The organism is Oxalicibacterium sp. (genome assembly GCF_057353965.1).
In genome coordinates this window covers 601790-617265 of the sequence record NZ_JBMQZD010000004.1, presented here as the reverse complement: position 1 = coordinate 617265, position 15476 = coordinate 601790, and the positions used below count along the sequence as shown (strand labels likewise).

The 15476-nt window shown below is 56.0% G+C and carries 14 protein-coding genes; all 14 read left to right on the top strand.

All coding sequences use genetic code 11. The features are described 5' to 3' along the window. The first annotated feature begins 6 nt into the window (after nucleotides 1-6). Nucleotides 7-375 carry a copper homeostasis periplasmic binding protein CopC gene (copC, locus tag ACO1VH_RS09370; RefSeq protein ID WP_188422786.1) on the top strand — a complete coding sequence of 123 codons (369 nt, stop codon included), beginning with the start codon at nucleotides 7-9 and terminating at the stop codon, nucleotides 373-375. Between the two features lie 3 nt (nucleotides 376-378). Further along, a complete protein-coding gene (locus ACO1VH_RS09365; RefSeq protein WP_188422787.1) occupies nucleotides 379-1296 on the top strand; it encodes a copper resistance D family protein in 918 nt (305 codons plus the stop codon). A gap of 75 nt (nucleotides 1297-1371) precedes the next feature. Beyond that, nucleotides 1372-1650: a copper-binding protein gene (locus ACO1VH_RS09360; RefSeq protein ID WP_229724169.1), complete on the top strand. Its 279-nt coding sequence runs from the start codon at nucleotides 1372-1374 to the stop codon at nucleotides 1648-1650. A gap of 293 nt (nucleotides 1651-1943) precedes the next feature. Continuing rightward, on the top strand, nucleotides 1944-2282 hold the full coding sequence (locus ACO1VH_RS09355) for a four-helix bundle copper-binding protein (RefSeq protein ID WP_188422789.1): 339 nt from the start codon (nucleotides 1944-1946) through the stop codon (nucleotides 2280-2282). 74 nt (nucleotides 2283-2356) lie between these two features. After that, nucleotides 2357-2485 carry a heavy-metal-associated domain-containing protein gene (locus tag ACO1VH_RS09350; protein ID WP_188422790.1) on the top strand — a complete coding sequence of 43 codons (129 nt, stop codon included), beginning with the start codon at nucleotides 2357-2359 and terminating at the stop codon, nucleotides 2483-2485. A 23-nt stretch (nucleotides 2486-2508) separates the two neighbouring features. Then, a complete protein-coding gene (locus ACO1VH_RS09345; protein WP_188422791.1) occupies nucleotides 2509-4845 on the top strand; it encodes a heavy metal translocating P-type ATPase in 2337 nt (778 codons plus the stop codon). Nucleotides 4846-4884: 39 nt separating this feature from the next. Next, a complete protein-coding gene (locus ACO1VH_RS09340; protein ID WP_308632403.1) occupies nucleotides 4885-6681 on the top strand; it encodes a copper resistance system multicopper oxidase in 1797 nt (598 codons plus the stop codon). Next, entirely contained in the window at nucleotides 6678-7706 is a 1029-nt protein-coding gene (locus ACO1VH_RS09335) for a copper resistance protein B (RefSeq protein ID WP_229724168.1), read from the top strand. The genes ACO1VH_RS09340 and ACO1VH_RS09335 overlap by 4 nt, the downstream gene beginning before the upstream one ends. A gap of 61 nt (nucleotides 7707-7767) precedes the next feature. After that, entirely contained in the window at nucleotides 7768-8184 is a 417-nt protein-coding gene (locus tag ACO1VH_RS09330) for a DUF411 domain-containing protein (protein WP_188422792.1), read from the top strand. Between the two features lie 63 nt (nucleotides 8185-8247). Beyond that, nucleotides 8248-8550 (top strand): hypothetical protein, encoded by a 303-nt coding sequence (locus ACO1VH_RS09325; RefSeq protein ID WP_188422806.1) that lies wholly within the window; start codon nucleotides 8248-8250, stop codon nucleotides 8548-8550. Between the two features lie 576 nt (nucleotides 8551-9126). After that, the gene (locus tag ACO1VH_RS09320; RefSeq protein ID WP_486244219.1) at nucleotides 9127-10437 is read left to right on the top strand and encodes a TolC family protein; all 1311 of its coding nucleotides are present in this window, start codon (nucleotides 9127-9129) and stop codon (nucleotides 10435-10437) included. Beyond that, entirely contained in the window at nucleotides 10434-11939 is a 1506-nt protein-coding gene (locus ACO1VH_RS09315) for an efflux RND transporter periplasmic adaptor subunit (protein WP_188422795.1), read from the top strand. The genes ACO1VH_RS09320 and ACO1VH_RS09315 overlap by 4 nt, the downstream gene beginning before the upstream one ends. Next, on the top strand, nucleotides 11936-15088 hold the full coding sequence (locus ACO1VH_RS09310; protein ID WP_188422796.1) for an efflux RND transporter permease subunit: 3153 nt from the start codon (nucleotides 11936-11938) through the stop codon (nucleotides 15086-15088). The genes ACO1VH_RS09315 and ACO1VH_RS09310 overlap by 4 nt, the downstream gene beginning before the upstream one ends. Continuing rightward, nucleotides 15085-15447: a copper-binding protein gene (locus ACO1VH_RS09305; RefSeq protein WP_188422797.1), complete on the top strand. Its 363-nt coding sequence runs from the start codon at nucleotides 15085-15087 to the stop codon at nucleotides 15445-15447. Before ACO1VH_RS09310 ends, ACO1VH_RS09305 begins: the two co-directional genes overlap by 4 nt. The last annotated feature ends 29 nt before the right edge of the window (nucleotides 15448-15476 follow it).

Sequence of the window (15476 nt, the reverse complement as noted above, 5' to 3'; positions counted from 1 at the left end):
CTTTAAATGAAATCCGCAAAGAAATTCGTTCTGTCCGCCCTTTTTATTGCCGCGACTGCAGGACAGGCAACGGCATGGGCGCACGCAACCTTGCAAAGCGCGACGCCGGCAAAGGATGCCGAGGTCACCGTTGCGCCAAAAGAAGTCGTGATGCACTTCAACGAAGACCTTGAACCAGCATTTATTTCGGCCAAAGTCGTGGATAGCACGGGCGCAGTGGTTTCCACTGAAAAGGCCGCCCTGGATGCAAAGGACGCCACCGTCATGAAACTGGCTGTGCCGGCGCTGTCGCCGGGCAAGTACACCGTACAGTACAACGCCGTAGGCCATGACGGCCATCGTCGCAAGGGCGAATATTCCTTCACGGTGAAATAGCACATGGAAGCTTCGCTCCCACAGGTCATTGCGACCTCCTTCATTAACGTCAGCCTGGCATGGGTCGTCGGCGCGCTGGCCGCTCGCGCCTGGCTGACGAAAGTGAGCGCCGATTGGCGCATTCCGGCCAGCCGAGCCTTGTACCTCCTTATGCCGTATGCACTAATCACTTGCGCGTGCGCCCTCCTCTTTTCTCTCTGGTCTGAAGCCGTAGTTATGGCTGACGTTCCATTTTTTGAGGGAGGAGCGGCATTTAAGGAAATGCTGAAATCAACGCATTACGGACATGCGGGGCTGACCGCAATTACCGCCGTCGTATTGGCGCTGGCAGGACATCTGGTTTTGGCAAATCGGGAGACACCAAAATTCTACGCAGCGACAATCGCCGTCTTCGTCGTTCTACTCGGCGCTGCCCGCGTAAGTATCGGTCACGCATACGAATATGGCGCGTTCAGTCTGGCGACAGCAGTCGAGCTTGTCCACGTCCTTGCGATGGCCATGTGGGCCGGCATTGTCTTTATCGCCGGTTGGGTAGCGCTGCCAATAGTAAGCAAATCAGAGCACACCGCGATACCGGATCGCGCATCTTTTCTTAATAGCCTGTCGGACTGGGCGACCGTGGCGCTGATTGCGATCGTGGCCACTGGTGCATACAACGCTTACCGTGTTCTGCATGCGCCGGCAGACCTGTTCAGCTTTTACGGCAACGTACTGCTCTTCAAGCTCGCCATGGTAGCGATTGCGATTCTGCTCGGTGCCTACAACAAGTTTTTCGGCCTGCCTGGCGCATCCGCCTACGAGTTCAACGACAACACATCTGGTTTGCGCCGTGTAATCACCGTCCTGCGTGTGGAATCGGTTGCTCTATTTTTGGCAATAGTTGCCGCTGCAGTGCTGACTGGCAGTGCGCCGCCGGCATGATCACCCCACTTTTTATTTTTTGAAAGGAAGTCTATGAAATCAATCTCTACCGCCATCTTTTCCGCCATGTTGGTAATGGCTGCCGCTCCGGCTCTTCACGCCCAAAACGCCCCTGCTACAACGGATGCGTCTGCAGCGATGTCGAGCGGAGAGATAAAGAAAGTCGACAAGAGTACGGGCAAGCTCACCATCAAGCACGGGCCGCTCGTGAATCTCGGCATGGATGGCATGACGATGAACTTCAAGGTGTCCGATCCTGCGATGCTGGATGCCGTGAAGCCGGGCGACAAGGTGAACTTTATTGCCGAAGAGCCCAACGGCCAGTTGACTGTAACGAAGATCGTTAAACAGTAACTGATGCGCCGCTGCTTGCAGCGGCGAATTTAACACGATCTTGACGAGCGAAATGTTCGGGGAGGCGTACGTCCGTACGATTGGTGTTGTACCAGAAAACTTGAAATGTTATTTAAAAAATGATGAACATTTTTCCAATTCTTCGCTCGTAAATTGGTATCTACACCGTCGAGAAATCAGGGATCTGAGGTAGAAAACTTTGATGAGCACACGAAAGAATGACGGAATAGAACAAGGAATGGAATCTTACAGATAAAGGTGCTCACCCACCCCCAACCTGAAGGAGAAATGCCATGAATCAACAGCAATTCCAATCTTGTATCAACGCCTGTAACGACTGCGCAAATGCCTGCGATTACTGTTCCGCCGCATGTTTGGGCGAACAAGATGTGAAAGCGATGACGCGTTGTATCGCTCTCGATATCGACTGCGCACAGATCTGCCGCATGGCGGCGGCCTATATGGCGCGTGGCAGTGAATTCGCAGAACTGATTTGCCGCGCCTGCGCCGATATCTGCGACGCCTGCGGAAAAGAATGTGCGAAGCACAAGATGGACCACTGTCAGCAGTGTGCTCAAGCTTGTCGGCGCTGTGCCGAAGAATGCCGCAGCATGGCCGCGCAGCCGGCATAAGAACAGGACAGTAACGCCGCTTGCTGAATCCATGATGGAAGACGCAACGAAAGCTCGCGTATCAGGAGGTTGCCATGTACAAAATACAGGTAGAGAAGATGAGCTGCGGCGGATGTGCCAGCCGCGTGACCGAGGCAACCAAGGCCGTTGATCCGGCCGATCCCATTCCGGGGGCCGGATATTTCACCTTGGCGCGAACCTGACGCGCCTGGACGAGGGAGAAGACATGGACACGAAAACGCATTCTCACCATCGGGAACATGCCCACCAGACGGTCGAAGCTGGGACTGGTAAGCCCTTTATCGATCCCGTCTGCAAGATGACGGTGGCGGACGATCCGACTAAGCGAATTGAGTTTCAAGGAACGACCTACCACTTCTGCAGTACCGGCTGCATGGCCAAATTCCGCGAACATCCGAATACTTACCTGGCACCCTCGCCGTCAAACGACAACAAAAACGAACAAGCGGACACGGTCTACACGTGCCCAATGCATCCGCAGATTAGACAGAGTACACCGGGCGATTGCCCGATTTGCGGCATGTCGCTTGAACCGGTGATGCCTTCATTGGAAGAAGAATCGAATCCAGAACTTGCTGATTTTAGGCATCGCTTCTGGTGGACACTTCCCCTTACCGCTGCAGTCGTGCTGATTGCGATGTTTGGACATCAATTTGTCGCTGGTGGCCTTCCCAAGCAAAGTTGGATCGAACTGGTTCTCAGCTCGCCGGTGGTCTTGTGGGCCGGATGGCCGTTTCTGGTCCGATGTGTGCAATCTATCCGTCGTCGAAGCCTCAATATGTGGACGCTGATCGGCGTCGGCGTTTCCGCGGCATACTGGTATAGCGTTGCCGCCACCCTGTTTCCACAAATATTTCCCCAAAGCTTTGCCATGCAAGGACGCGTCAGCGTCTATTTCGAAGCGGCGTGCGCTATCGTTTCGCTGACCTTGCTCGGTCAAATTTTGGAGCTTAGGGCACGTTCACAGACTTCAGCCGCAATCAAGCTGTTGCTTGGCATGGCACCGAAAACCGCGCGCCGCATACTTTCAGACGGCACCGAAGAGGATATTCCGCTGACGCATGTTCATCCAGGGGACATCTTGCGCGTGCGGCCAGGAGAAAAGATCCCGGTGGATGGCGAGGTCATTGAAGGGCAAAGTGCGGTAGATGAGTCGATGTTGACCGGCGAACCGGTCCCGGTCACCAAGAAACTTGGCGACAAGATCATTGGCGCTACCTTGAATACCAGCGGTAGTCTCGTCATGAAGTCCGAGAAAGTCGGTGCTCAGACCGTGCTTTCTCAAATCGTACAAATGGTTGCGCAGGCACAGCGTTCGCGTGCGCCCCTGCAACGACTGGCCGATGTCGTCGCAGGTTATTTCGTGTTTGCCGTCATCGGTATTGCTGGCCTTACGCTGCTGGGATGGGGATTGTTCGGCCCGCAACCGAGCTGGGTATACGGGTTCATCAATGCGGTCTCCGTATTGATTATTGCCTGTCCCTGCGCGCTTGGTTTGGCCACACCTATGTCGATCATGGCCGCAACAGGCCGCGCTGCAGGGCACGGCATCCTGTTTCGGGACGCCGCCGCGATTGAGGCATTACGCAGCATCGATACGCTCATTGTCGACAAGACAGGCACCTTGACAGAGGGGCGTCCCGTGTTCAACCGCGCTCTCCCCGCCACCGGCCATTCTGAAGATGAAGTCATTCAGCTGGCTGCCAGCATTGATCAAGGTAGCGAACATCCCCTGGCGCAAGCCATCGTGGCGGAGGCGAATAAACGCAATCTATCCCTGGACAAACCGACCATGTTTGATTCAGAAAGCGGGATTGGTGTACGTGGGGTCGTGAAAGAACACCAGATCGCTTTGGGAAACTCGGCATTGATGGATGCAGAACAGGTTGATTGGTCATCATTGGCACAGCAAGCAGAAGCGCTGCGGCGTGAGGGTGCAAGCGTGATGTTTCTAGCCGCCGACGCACGTCTGGTTGGACTTCTCGCCGTTTCCGATCCGTTGAAGGCCAATACCAGCGAAGCTCTGCACGCCTTGCTGGGAAGCGGTATGCACGTCGTCATGGCGACCGGCGATGGCCTTACGACCGCACGGGCAGTTGCCGAGCGCCTGGGGATTAAAGACGTGTATGGCGAAGTCAAGCCGCAGGACAAATTACATCTGGTTGAAGATTTGCAGAAAGCAGGAAAGAAAGTCGCCATGGCGGGCGACGGCATCAATGACGCGCCCGCACTTGCACGCGCCGATGTCGGCATTGCGATGGGAACTGGCACCGATGTCGCAATCGGTAGTGCGCACATAACGCTGGTCAAGGGGGACTTGCGCGCCATTGCACGCGCCAGGGATTTATCGGAAGCGACGATCAAAAACATGCACCAGAACCTGGGATTCGCATTTATCTACAACGCGCTTGGCATTCCGTTGGCCGCCGGCCTGCTTTATCCGTTCACCGGACATTTTTTATCACCAATGATTGCCGCCGCCGCAATGAGCCTCAGTTCGGTTTCGGTCGTCATGAACGCGCTACGCCTGCGGCGGGATTGATGCCGAATTCACAACAAAAAGTTATTTATTGAAGAGGGAATGATGAGCTCCTATCAATTTGAAGAAGTGGACACATGGAGGCGGCGGCTGTTGAAAAGCGCAGGCGCTGTCGGCGCGTTGATGGGCTTCGGACCGGCGGGACGTTTTGCGTGGGGAGGCGATGCACCGGCACCGCAACCATCGGTATTACGGGGAACTGAATTCGAGCTCGATATCGCGCCAACGCCAGTGAACATTACCGGACAGGCACGCATTGCGACCGCAGTGAATGGTCAAATTCCAGCACCAACCCTGTACTGGCGCGAAGGCGACACAGTCACACTGCGTGTCACCAATCGTTTGTCGGTACCGAGTTCGATTCACTGGCACGGCATTCTTCTGCCGGCTGGTATGGATGGCGTGCCAGGCCTGAGCTTCCATGGCATTGCCCCTGGAGAAACCTTTGTCTATCAATTCGAAGTCAAGCAGACCGGCACTTACTGGTATCACAGCCACTCCCGATTCCAAGAACAAACGGGACTGTATGGATCCATCGTTATTGAACCGCGCGATGGAGAACGCTTCAAGGCCGATCGCGAGCATGTGGTGATGTTGTCGGACTGGACCGACGCGGAGCCCGAATCCATTTTTGCCAAGTTGAAAAAGACCGGGGATTTCTTCAACTTCAATCAACCCACGGTGGGTGGCTTCATGCGCGACGTTTCCCGCATGGGACTCAGCGAAGCGGTGAAAATGCGAAAAATGTGGAACCAGATGCGTATGATGCCCACCGACTTCAGCGACGTTACGGCAGCACTGGGCACCAGCGCCAGATTGACCTACCTTGTCAACGGGCAATCCGCTTCCAGAAATTGGACCGGCCTCTTCCAGTCAGGGGAAAAGCTCAGGCTGCGTTTTATCAACGGTTCCGCGACAACGATTTTTGACGTTCGGATACCTGGCCTGAAAATGACAGTCGTATCGGCTGACGGACAGGACGTCGAGCCAGTCCCCGTTGATGAGTTCCGGATATCCGTTGCCGAAACATACGATGTGCTTGTTGAGCCGCAGGGGGATAACGCCTACACCATCTTTGCCCAATCCATTGACCGTACCGGTTACACCAGGGGCACGCTGGCGCCCCGCCTCGGCATGCAAGCTGCCGTGCCGGCAGTCGATCAGCCGGAATGGTTGACCATGAAGGACATGATGGGTGCCATGGCCAGCATGGGGGGCATGAGCGGCATGGGGAAGATGGACGGCGCGGCCATGGATCATTCGATGATGCCCGGCATGCAACATGACCAGATGAACGGCATGTCGGACATGCCGATGCCAGCGGTACGCCATGCGAGGACTGAATACGGGCCGAACGTGGATATGCACGTCAATATGCCGCGCACCGACCTGCAGGATCCGGGCGTCAATCTGCGCAACAACGGAAGGCGCGTTCTCACCTACAACGATCTGCATACCATCGGCGGGCCGCTGGACAAGCGTCAGCCGTCACGCGATATCGAGTTGCATTTGACAGGCCACATGGAACGTTTCGTGTGGTCCTTCGACGGCCAGAAGTTTTCGGAATCCATGCCTATCCATTTCCGCTTTGGCGAACGCCTTCGGATTATTCTGGTGAATGACACCATGATGAATCATCCCATTCACCTGCATGGCATGTTCAGCGAACTGGAGTCGCCAGACGGTCAATTCCTGGTGCGCAAACATACGATCAATGTGCAGCCCGCGCAACGCATCGCCTATCAGGTAACGGCAGATGCGCCGGGACGCTGGGCCTTTCACTGTCATTTGCTGTATCACATGGAAGCGGGCATGTTCCGGGAGGTGGTGGTGTCATGAACATTCTGAAAACAAGCGGTAGAGCCGCGCTCTCTGCAGCCCTTTTGATTTCCATCCTGCAGCCGCACAGCGGCATGGCGCAAGCGACGATGTCGGATCACATGTCGACGATGCCTGGCATGGAGATGCCGGCCACCGAGACAATGTCTCACGGCAAATCGATGAACGGAATGTCCGGAATGGACCATGGCGACATGCCGATGCAGGGCATGCCTAATATGCAAGAAAAGCCGGTTTCTCCTGCCAGTGACATGTCGGATATGAAGATGGACGACATGCCGCAAATGGATATGAGCGGCATGCAAGGTGGCAAGGCGCCTCCCGACGCCCGCGATCCTGATGCCTATGCTGAAGGACTATCAAAGGAGCCCATGCCAGGTATGGACATGGCGGATGACCAATCGTTCGGTCGGCTACTGGTAAATGAACTGGAATACACCAATAGCAATAGCGCCCACGGACAGAATCTCGATATGGAGGCGTGGTATGGCGGCGATCTGAATAAAGTCTGGTTCAAGGCCGAAGGTGAGCGAAGAAATGGGACTCTGGAAGATGCACGCACCGAGGTACTGTGGGATCAGAATATCGCCACCTACTGGAGCAGTCAGCTCGGCTTACGACACGACAATGGAAACGGCGAATCGAAGAACTGGTTGGCCATCGGCGTGCAGGGCCTGGCGCCATATTGGTTCGAGACCGAAGCTACTGCCTATGTCGGAAGTGGCGGTTCCCTCGCCGCCCGCCTGGGAGCACGCTATGAATTACTGTTTACCCAGCGGTTGATTCTCGAGCCGAAAATCGAAACGAATTTGTATAGCAAGAATGATGCTGACAGAGGTATCGGGTCTGGCTTGTCCGATATCTCCGTTGGACTGCGGCTGCGTTACGAAATCAACAGGCAATTTGCCCCTTATATAGGTGTTTCATGGAATCGCAAGTATGGAAACACTGCGGACTATGCGAGGGAAGCCGGCGAAGACGTTCACGATACGGAGTTGGTTGCCGGTGTGCGGATGTGGTTTTAGCCTATTAACATCGGAGTCATCGAAAGCCACACCTGGATTTTTTTTGGAAAACGGAGTAGGAATGAAAAAATTGTTCATCGCGAATTTGCTCTTGATGACGGCGACGCTCGCCAACGCTGCTGGCGAAACCATTACCGTCTACAAAGACCGTAACTGCGGTTGCTGTGCCGCTTGGGTCGATCACTTACGCGAATCGGGCTATCAGGTCAAAGCAGTCGACTCGGAAGATATGTCGGCAGTGAAAAAGCGCTTTGGCGTTCCCGCATCCCTGCAGTCGTGCCACACGGCTGTTATCGACGCCTCTGGACAAATCATCGAGGGCCATGTGCCGGCTGCGGCGGTGGCAAAACTCATTGCCACCCCTGGAGTAAAAGCTGTAGCTGTGCCGGGAATGCCCATGAATTCACCTGGGATGGGAAAAATGGATGGCAAGCTTGTCACGGTGGAATTTTCGGGTAAGCAGTTTTCCAAGAATTGACCGCGCAATATTGCCGACCGTTTGTGCTTCGCTTCATTGAAGATTTAACTTTAGGAGGTCATCATGAAATCACCATACTCTCTATCAATGCTGGCGGCCGCCGCCTTGATCGCAACAACGCTGGCTGGCTGCGCAGCCAGCCAGTCACAACGCCCCCAGCAATCGCAAGGTTCAATGGGGTCAATGGACATGTCCAACGCTGACTCGATGGCGATGTGCAAAGAGATGCACACGCAAATGATGAATGCAAAGACACCGGAAGAACGGCAGGCGATGATGGCGGAACACATGAAAAACATGTCTCCGGAGATGATGCAGCACTGTCCTATGATGCAGGGGCAGCAAGGCGGAGCATCCACGAAGTAAGTCTGGTTCGGCAGAAAGACGCGGGCTGAAGCGTAGTCAACGTCGCAAAGGCTTCGTTTTTTGGCCTTCCTGCGTACAGGGCTTCTCTATTCCGGGTAATTCTGTTATACACTCGGCGAAATTCAAAAAGCCATGCGCCAATTCATTTCATCATTTCGACGCGGTATCGCCGCCTTCCTGGCATTGTCGATTTTGACATCGACCATTGCCATGGCGGCTTACCTGTGTCCGCAAGTGCCGGTAGCACCGATGCCAGAAATGGCTATGGATGCACCTTGCGCGAGCGTGGATGTAGAAAAGCCGGTGCACTGCGCAACATCGCAATCGCCTGTCCAGTTGGCGCTGGAGCACCTATCCGCAGCGCCGGCCTTGGCCTTGCCGATGATCGTTTTCGTCTTGGCGATCCTGGCGCCTCGCTCCTCCTCTTTCGTCCCTCGCTCGGCATGGATTTCGAGCCCACTCGGGGCGGATCCCCCCTACCTTCGTACGCAGCGCCTTCGCATTTGATCTAACCCTCTGTTGCTCTATCGGCAGGCATTAGCCGTCGATTATTTTCGTCTTCACACAGAGGGTTGTATGACCATATCGCTATTAACGCGAGCACGTTCAGGATGCTCGCATTTCGCATGGCACATGAGTGCGTGCGCATTTTTCTTGTCTGTTTCTTCCTTCGCCTTCGGCCAGGCGAATGACTTGCTCCTCGATCAGGCCCTTCAATTAGCCCAAGATCGTGCCGGTTCTGTAAAGGCAGCTGGCGCCTCAGTACAAGCCAGCCGGGAACTGGCTGTCAAGGCCGATCAGTTACCAGACCCCATGCTCAAGGTTGGCATCGATAATCTGCCTGCTACCGGCGCCGATCGCTATAGCACGACCAGCGACTTCATGACGATGCGCCGCATTGGCATTGAACAGGAATGGGTATCGTCCGATAAACGTGCCGCCCGTGCAGCACGTGCGCAGCGTGCGATCGAAATGGGGGACGCCACCTACCTTGAAACGATCGCCAACGTCCGAGAGCAGACAGCAAAGGCTTGGCTGAATGTCTTGTATGCCCAGCGCAAGCTGGACTTGGCCCATGAAATGGAAGCAAACGCTGCGGACACGCTGAAAGCCGTGAAAGCGGCACATCGGGCGGCAGCAGCGGCAGCCGAAGAAGCCGTTCAAGCTCAAACCGCACTATTGCTCGCCCAAGATGCAAAAAGACGCGCCGAGCAAGAACTGCGCATCGCACAGCGAAGCTTGAGCCGCTGGACGGGCATTCCCTCCCCGACCGTAGCAGACGTAACGCCGACACTGACTTCCCACGTCGCCAATCTTCCTGTTGAAGAACTTGAAAAATATCATCCGATGCTGATGGCGGCGCGTCGTGCGATTGCACTGGCTGACGCAGACAGCACTGTCGCTGTAAAGGAAAGTTCACCGAACTGGAGCGTGGAAGCGTCTTACAGTCAACGCGGCAGCCAGTATTCCAACATGGTCTCCGTCGGCATCAGCATCCCGCTCACTTTGAATCGTGAACGCCGGCAGAACCGCGACATCGCTGAAAAAGCTGCACTCGGCACCAAGGCCCGAATGGAATACGAAGAGACCTTGCGTGCCCTGCGCGAGGAAATCGAAAATCTGTCGACGACGATCAATAGCGACAAGGATCGCATCGCATTTCTCAATGCAAATCTTCTTCCTTCCGCCAGGCAGCAAGTGCAATTGGCCGAGGCTGCCTATCGCGCAGGGTCTGGCAAGCTCGCCGGAGTGTTTGCCGCGCAAAAAAATCTTCTGGATCAGCGGCTGCAAGTTCTGGAACTCGAGCAAGCGGCCTCGATTGCCTGGGCCTCACTGGAATACCACGTCATCCCGCATGACATGACAGTATCTGGAGACACAAAATGAAAAAACACACTCTCATCAAAACAGCGGTAGCTGCCTTTTCTGCTGCAGCACTTCTCCTGATCGGCTACAAACTTGGTCAATCGAATCAGTCGATGGACATGAACACAGATGCATCCATGTCAAAGGGCAACGCCTCCGTCGATCCTAAAACAGGCCGGAAAGTCCTGTACTGGCATGACCCGATGGTTCCGGGACATCGTTTTGACAAACCGGGCAAAAGCCCTTTCATGGACATGCAGCTCGTTCCGGTTTATGCGGACGAAGGCGCACAAGACGGCGGTGTCAGGATCGATCCTTCTCTGCAACAGAATCTTGGCATTCGCCTCGCCACTGTTCGCCAGGAATCGATCGCACAGGCCTTCGATGTCGTCGGAACGACGGAATTCGATGAAAGTGCCGCCGAGGTCATACAAAATCGCGCAAACGGCTACATCGACAAGCTTTATGCCCGCATTCCGATGCAGCGGATCAAACGCGGCGAAGCGGTCGCATCGATTTTTGTTCCAGATTGGGTGCCGCCGCAAGAGGAATATCTGGCACTGAAGCGTAACGGAAATAGCGAACTGGCTGCAGCAGCCCGACAACGCATGCGCGTCCTGTCGATTCCAGACTCCTTGATCGCACAAATTGACCGAACCGGACGATCCCAATCACACGTGGTGCTCACCTCCCCGGTCACCGGCGTCGTAACGGAGCTGCCGCTACGCGAAGGTGCGGCGGTCACGCCCGGGATGACGATTGCGAAGATCAACGGGCTGAGCAACGTGTGGTTGACGGCCGAGATTCCGGAAACACTCAGCGGTAGCGTCAAGCCCGGCATGCAGGTCACTGCCACGGCATCGAACAATGACGCCGAAGAATATAGCGGAAAGATCCGCGACATCTTGCCGGGTGTGAACGCAGCCACCAGAACCGTGCAGGCGCGCATCGAGCTCGCGAACAAGGACGGTCGCTTGATCCCGGGATTGCTGATGCGCGTCCGATTGTCATCGACAGAAAAGCGCAGCCGGTTGCTGGTGCCGACCGAAGCCATCATCTCGGACGGCAAGCAAACGGTGGTCCTGCTCAAGGAGCAGGAAGGCGGCATTCGCCCGGTGGTGGTCGCCGTCGGCCAGGCCTTCGGCAACGACACGGAGATCACAGCCGGTTTGACGGAGGGTCAGCAAGTCGTCGCATCCGGACAATTCCTGATCGATTCGGAAGCGAGCCTGAAATCAGTCCTGCCAAAGCTGTCGGGCGGTATTCCCCCAGCCAAGACGCCTGCAGCAGCCACCATTTACGAAGGCAAAGGCCGCGTTGAAAGCGTCAGCAAGGATGGAATCACCTTCTCGCACGAACCGATACCGGCGCTCGGCTGGGGGGCCATGACGATGGAGTTCAACAAGGCCAAGCCGAACGACTTCGCCGACATCAAGCCAGGACAGCAGGCCAACTTCCGTTTCCACGAAACGGAAAACGGCTACGTGCTGGAGGAAGTTCATCCGACTGGAGTGCAGCCATGATCCCGCGCATCATCCGTATCTCGATCGAGCAACGCTTCTGGGTCATGCTTGGCGCGATCGCCATTGCTGTCTGGGGCGTCTGGTCGGTTGGCAAGACGCCTCTGGACGCGCTCCCGGACCTGTCGGATACGCAGGTCATCATCCGCGCCCAATTTCCCGGTAAAGCCCCGCAGCTGGTCGAGGATCAAGTCACCTATCCGCTGACCACTGCGCTGCTTGCCGTGCCAGGTGCAAAGACTGTTCGTGGCTACTCCTTCTTTGGCGACTCCTTCGTTTACGTCCTGTTCGACGATGCCACTGACCAGTACTGGGCGAGATCGCGCGTACTGGAATACCTGAGTCAAGTGCAAAGCCGCCTTCCACCGGGAGTCAAGACCGAGCTCGGTCCTGATGGCACGGGCGTGGGCTGGATCTACGAGTACGCGCTGGTTGACCGCACCGGCCAGCACGACTTGAGCCAATTGCGCACCTTGAACGACTGGTTCCTGAAATTCGAGCTGAAGACCGTACCGGACGTCTCGGAAGTCGCAAGCATCGGCGGCATGGTCAAGCAGTACCAGGTCGTGCTTGACCCCGACAAGCTGCGCGCATTCGGCATTTCGCAAGCCAAGGTGCTGGAAGCGCTGGATAAAGGAAACCAGGAGTCTGGTGGCTCGGTTGTGGAAATGGCAGAAACCGAATACATGGTGCGTTCTCACGGTTATCTGCATACGCTGGACGACTTCCGCAACGTCGTCATCAAGGCCAATAATGCCGGCACGCCCGTCCTGTTACGTGATGTGGCGACCGTCCGATTGGGTCCTGAAATGCGGCGCGGCATTGCCGAATTGAATGGTGAAGGCGAAGTGGCCGGTGGCGTCGTCGTCATGCGGTCGGGGAAAAATGCGCTAGAAACCATCAAGGCAGTCAAAGCCAAAATGGCATCGCTGCGGTCTTCCCTTCCTGCCGGCGTGGAAGTGGTGACCACCTATGACAGGTCGACCTTGATCAAGGCCGCGGTAAGCAACCTGACGCACAAGTTGATTGAGGAATTCATAGTCGTTGCATTGGTATGCGCGATCTTCCTGTTTCATCTGCGAAGCGCCTTCGTCGCAATCGTATCGCTTCCCCTTGGCGTCCTGGCTGCTTTCATTGTCATGCGATATCAGGGAGTGAATGCCAATCTGATGTCGCTAGGCGGCATCGCGATCGCCATCGGCGCCATGGTCGACGCTGCCATTGTGATGATAGAAAACGCGCACAAGCGCCTTGAGGCCTATGGCCACCAGTATCCGGATCGTCCGCTGGAGGGAAAGGCGCGCTGGGATTTGATTGCGGAGGCAGCAAGTGAAGTCGGGCCAGCGCTGTTTTTCTCGCTTCTCATCGTCACGCTGTCGTTCGTGCCGGTATTCGCGCTTGAGGCGCAAGAGGGCAAGCTGTTCGCTCCCCTCGCCTATACGAAAACCTACACGCTGGCTGCCGCAGCCGGACTGGCCATCACGCTCATCCCGGTTCTCATGGGATACATGATCCGGGGACGCATCCCGAGCGAAGCGTCGAATCCGATCAACCGGATTTTAATCAACGCATACCGGCCGGCGCTGGATCTCAGCTTGCGGCATCCTGTCTGGACACTGTCGATCGCTGTGCTGGCGCTCGTGTTGACCGCCATTCCTGTGTCGCGCCTGGGCGGCGAGTTTCTTCCGCCGCTGGATGAGGGCGATTTGCTGTACATGCCGTCGGCCTTGCCGGGATTGTCCGCCTCAAAGGCGGCCGAGCTGCTGCAGCAGACCGACCGCCTGATCAAAACCGTGCCGGAAGTTGCGACCGTATTCGGCAAGGCGGGCCGGGCCGAATCCGCCACCGACCCTGCCCCGCTGGAAATGTTCGAGACCACTATCCAGTTCAAGCCTAAAGACCAATGGCGGCCGGGAATGACGCAAGCCAAGCTGATTGAGGAACTGGATCGCGTCGTGAAAGTGCCGGGACTGTCCAACGTATGGGTGCCGCCCATCCGCAACCGGATCGACATGCTGTCCACCGGGATCAAGACACCGGTCGGGGTCAAGGTATCCGGCCCGGACCTGGCCGTTATCCAAACGGTGACAGAGCAAATCGAATCTGCGGTGAAATCAGTTCCCGGCGTGACCTCCGCCCTTGCAGAACGCGTCAGCGGCGGGCGTTACATCGATATCGATATCGACCGTCTGCGCGCGGCGCGCTACGGGCTTTCCATCACCGACATTCAATCGGTCATTTCGTCGGCCATCGGCGGCGAAAACGTGGGCGAAGTGGTCGACGGACGACAACGGTTTCCCATCAATGTACGTTACCCGCAAGCCTACCGCGATTCCGTACAGACGCTGCGATATCTGCCGATCGTAACCGATGCTGGTGCGCAGATCCGTCTGGCCGACGTCAGCGATATCAAGATCATTGACGGCCCGCCGATGATACGTAGCGAGAATGCCCGTCTATCCGGTTGGGTCTACGTCGACGTTCGCGGGGTGGATCTCAGCACTGCCGTCAAGGACATGCAAGCTGCTGTATCCCAGAAAGTGAAGCTTCCGCCAGGCTATGCGATTGGCTGGTCAGGTCAGTTCGAATATCTGCAGCGCGCCGCAGACAAGCTCGAAACGGTGATACCGCTGACCTTGGGCGTAATCTTTATTCTGCTCTACCTGGCGTTTCGCTCGTTCTCGGAAGCGGCACTATTGATGTTGACCGTTCCTTTTGCCCTGATCGGCGGTTTCTGGTTTATCTGGCTGCTGGGACACGCGGTCTCCGTCGCCACCGCAGTCGGTTTTATTGCATTGGCGGGGCTGGCGGCAGAGTTCGGCGTCGTCATGCTTGTGTATCTGCGGAATGCGCTGAACGAACGACTTGCCTCCGGACGTGCGCTCGACAAAGGCTTGATCGAAGAAGCGATTCGTGAAGGAGCCGTGTTGCGTGTTCGTCCAAAAGCCATGACCGTTGCCGTCATTCTGGCTGGCCTTATTCCCATCATGATCGGTAGCGGTGCGGGCTCCGAAATCATGCAGCGTATTGCCGCGCCCATGGTGGGCGGCATGGTAACCGCCCCCCTGCTATCGCTTTTTGTTATCCCCGCAGCATGGCGCCTGCTTCAAGAGCGCAAATTGAAATCAACCCAACCAAAGGAGTCAATATGAAACATTTGCCTATCGTCATCGCAGTCGTCGCCGCCCTTGCGGCATCGAGCAGTTTCGCCCAGCAATCGCATCAAGGTATGGATATGGGAGGCATGAAAATGGATGGCACATCATCCATGGGCACCAGCTATCCCTTGACTACGGGTGAAGTAAAGGCTGTGAACAAGGAGCGGCAAATGATCACGCTCAAGCACGCAGCGATCAAGAGCGCGACAGTGGAAATGTCGCCAATGACAATGGCGTTTCCAGTGAAAGACGCTGCCATGCTCAAGAACGTCAAGGTCGGTGATACAGTGAAGTTCACCGTTGAGAACGTAAAGGGACAGGCGATGGTGACTGTGCTGGATCCACAGACATAACGCACTTCTATCGTAATTTTTGCGATTTT

Bases quoted from the DNA above. Each gene is read 5' to 3' on its own strand.
- ACO1VH_RS09365 (WP_188422787.1), top strand. From the start codon at position 379: ATGGAAGCTTCGCTCCCACAGGTCATTGCGACCTCCTTCATTAACGTC.
- ACO1VH_RS09350 (WP_188422790.1), top strand. From the start codon at position 2,357: ATGTACAAAATACAGGTAGAGAAGATGAGCTGCGGCGGATGTGCCAGC.
- ACO1VH_RS09360 (WP_229724169.1), top strand. From the start codon at position 1,372: ATGGCTGCCGCTCCGGCTCTTCACGCCCAAAACGCCCCTGCTACAACG.
- ACO1VH_RS09355 (WP_188422789.1), top strand. From the start codon at position 1,944: ATGAATCAACAGCAATTCCAATCTTGTATCAACGCCTGTAACGACTGC.
- ACO1VH_RS09315 (WP_188422795.1), top strand. From the start codon at position 10,434: ATGAAAAAACACACTCTCATCAAAACAGCGGTAGCTGCCTTTTCTGCT.
- ACO1VH_RS09340 (WP_308632403.1), top strand. From the start codon at position 4,885: ATGATGAGCTCCTATCAATTTGAAGAAGTGGACACATGGAGGCGGCGG.
- ACO1VH_RS09305 (WP_188422797.1), top strand. From the start codon at position 15,085: ATGAAACATTTGCCTATCGTCATCGCAGTCGTCGCCGCCCTTGCGGCA.
- ACO1VH_RS09330 (WP_188422792.1), top strand. From the start codon at position 7,768: ATGAAAAAATTGTTCATCGCGAATTTGCTCTTGATGACGGCGACGCTC.
- ACO1VH_RS09345 (WP_188422791.1), top strand. From the start codon at position 2,509: ATGGACACGAAAACGCATTCTCACCATCGGGAACATGCCCACCAGACG.
- ACO1VH_RS09325 (WP_188422806.1), top strand. From the start codon at position 8,248: ATGAAATCACCATACTCTCTATCAATGCTGGCGGCCGCCGCCTTGATC.
- copC (WP_188422786.1), top strand. From the start codon at position 7: ATGAAATCCGCAAAGAAATTCGTTCTGTCCGCCCTTTTTATTGCCGCG.
- ACO1VH_RS09335 (WP_229724168.1), top strand. From the start codon at position 6,678: ATGAACATTCTGAAAACAAGCGGTAGAGCCGCGCTCTCTGCAGCCCTT.
- ACO1VH_RS09310 (WP_188422796.1), top strand. From the start codon at position 11,936: ATGATCCCGCGCATCATCCGTATCTCGATCGAGCAACGCTTCTGGGTC.
- ACO1VH_RS09320 (WP_486244219.1), top strand. From the start codon at position 9,127: ATGACCATATCGCTATTAACGCGAGCACGTTCAGGATGCTCGCATTTC.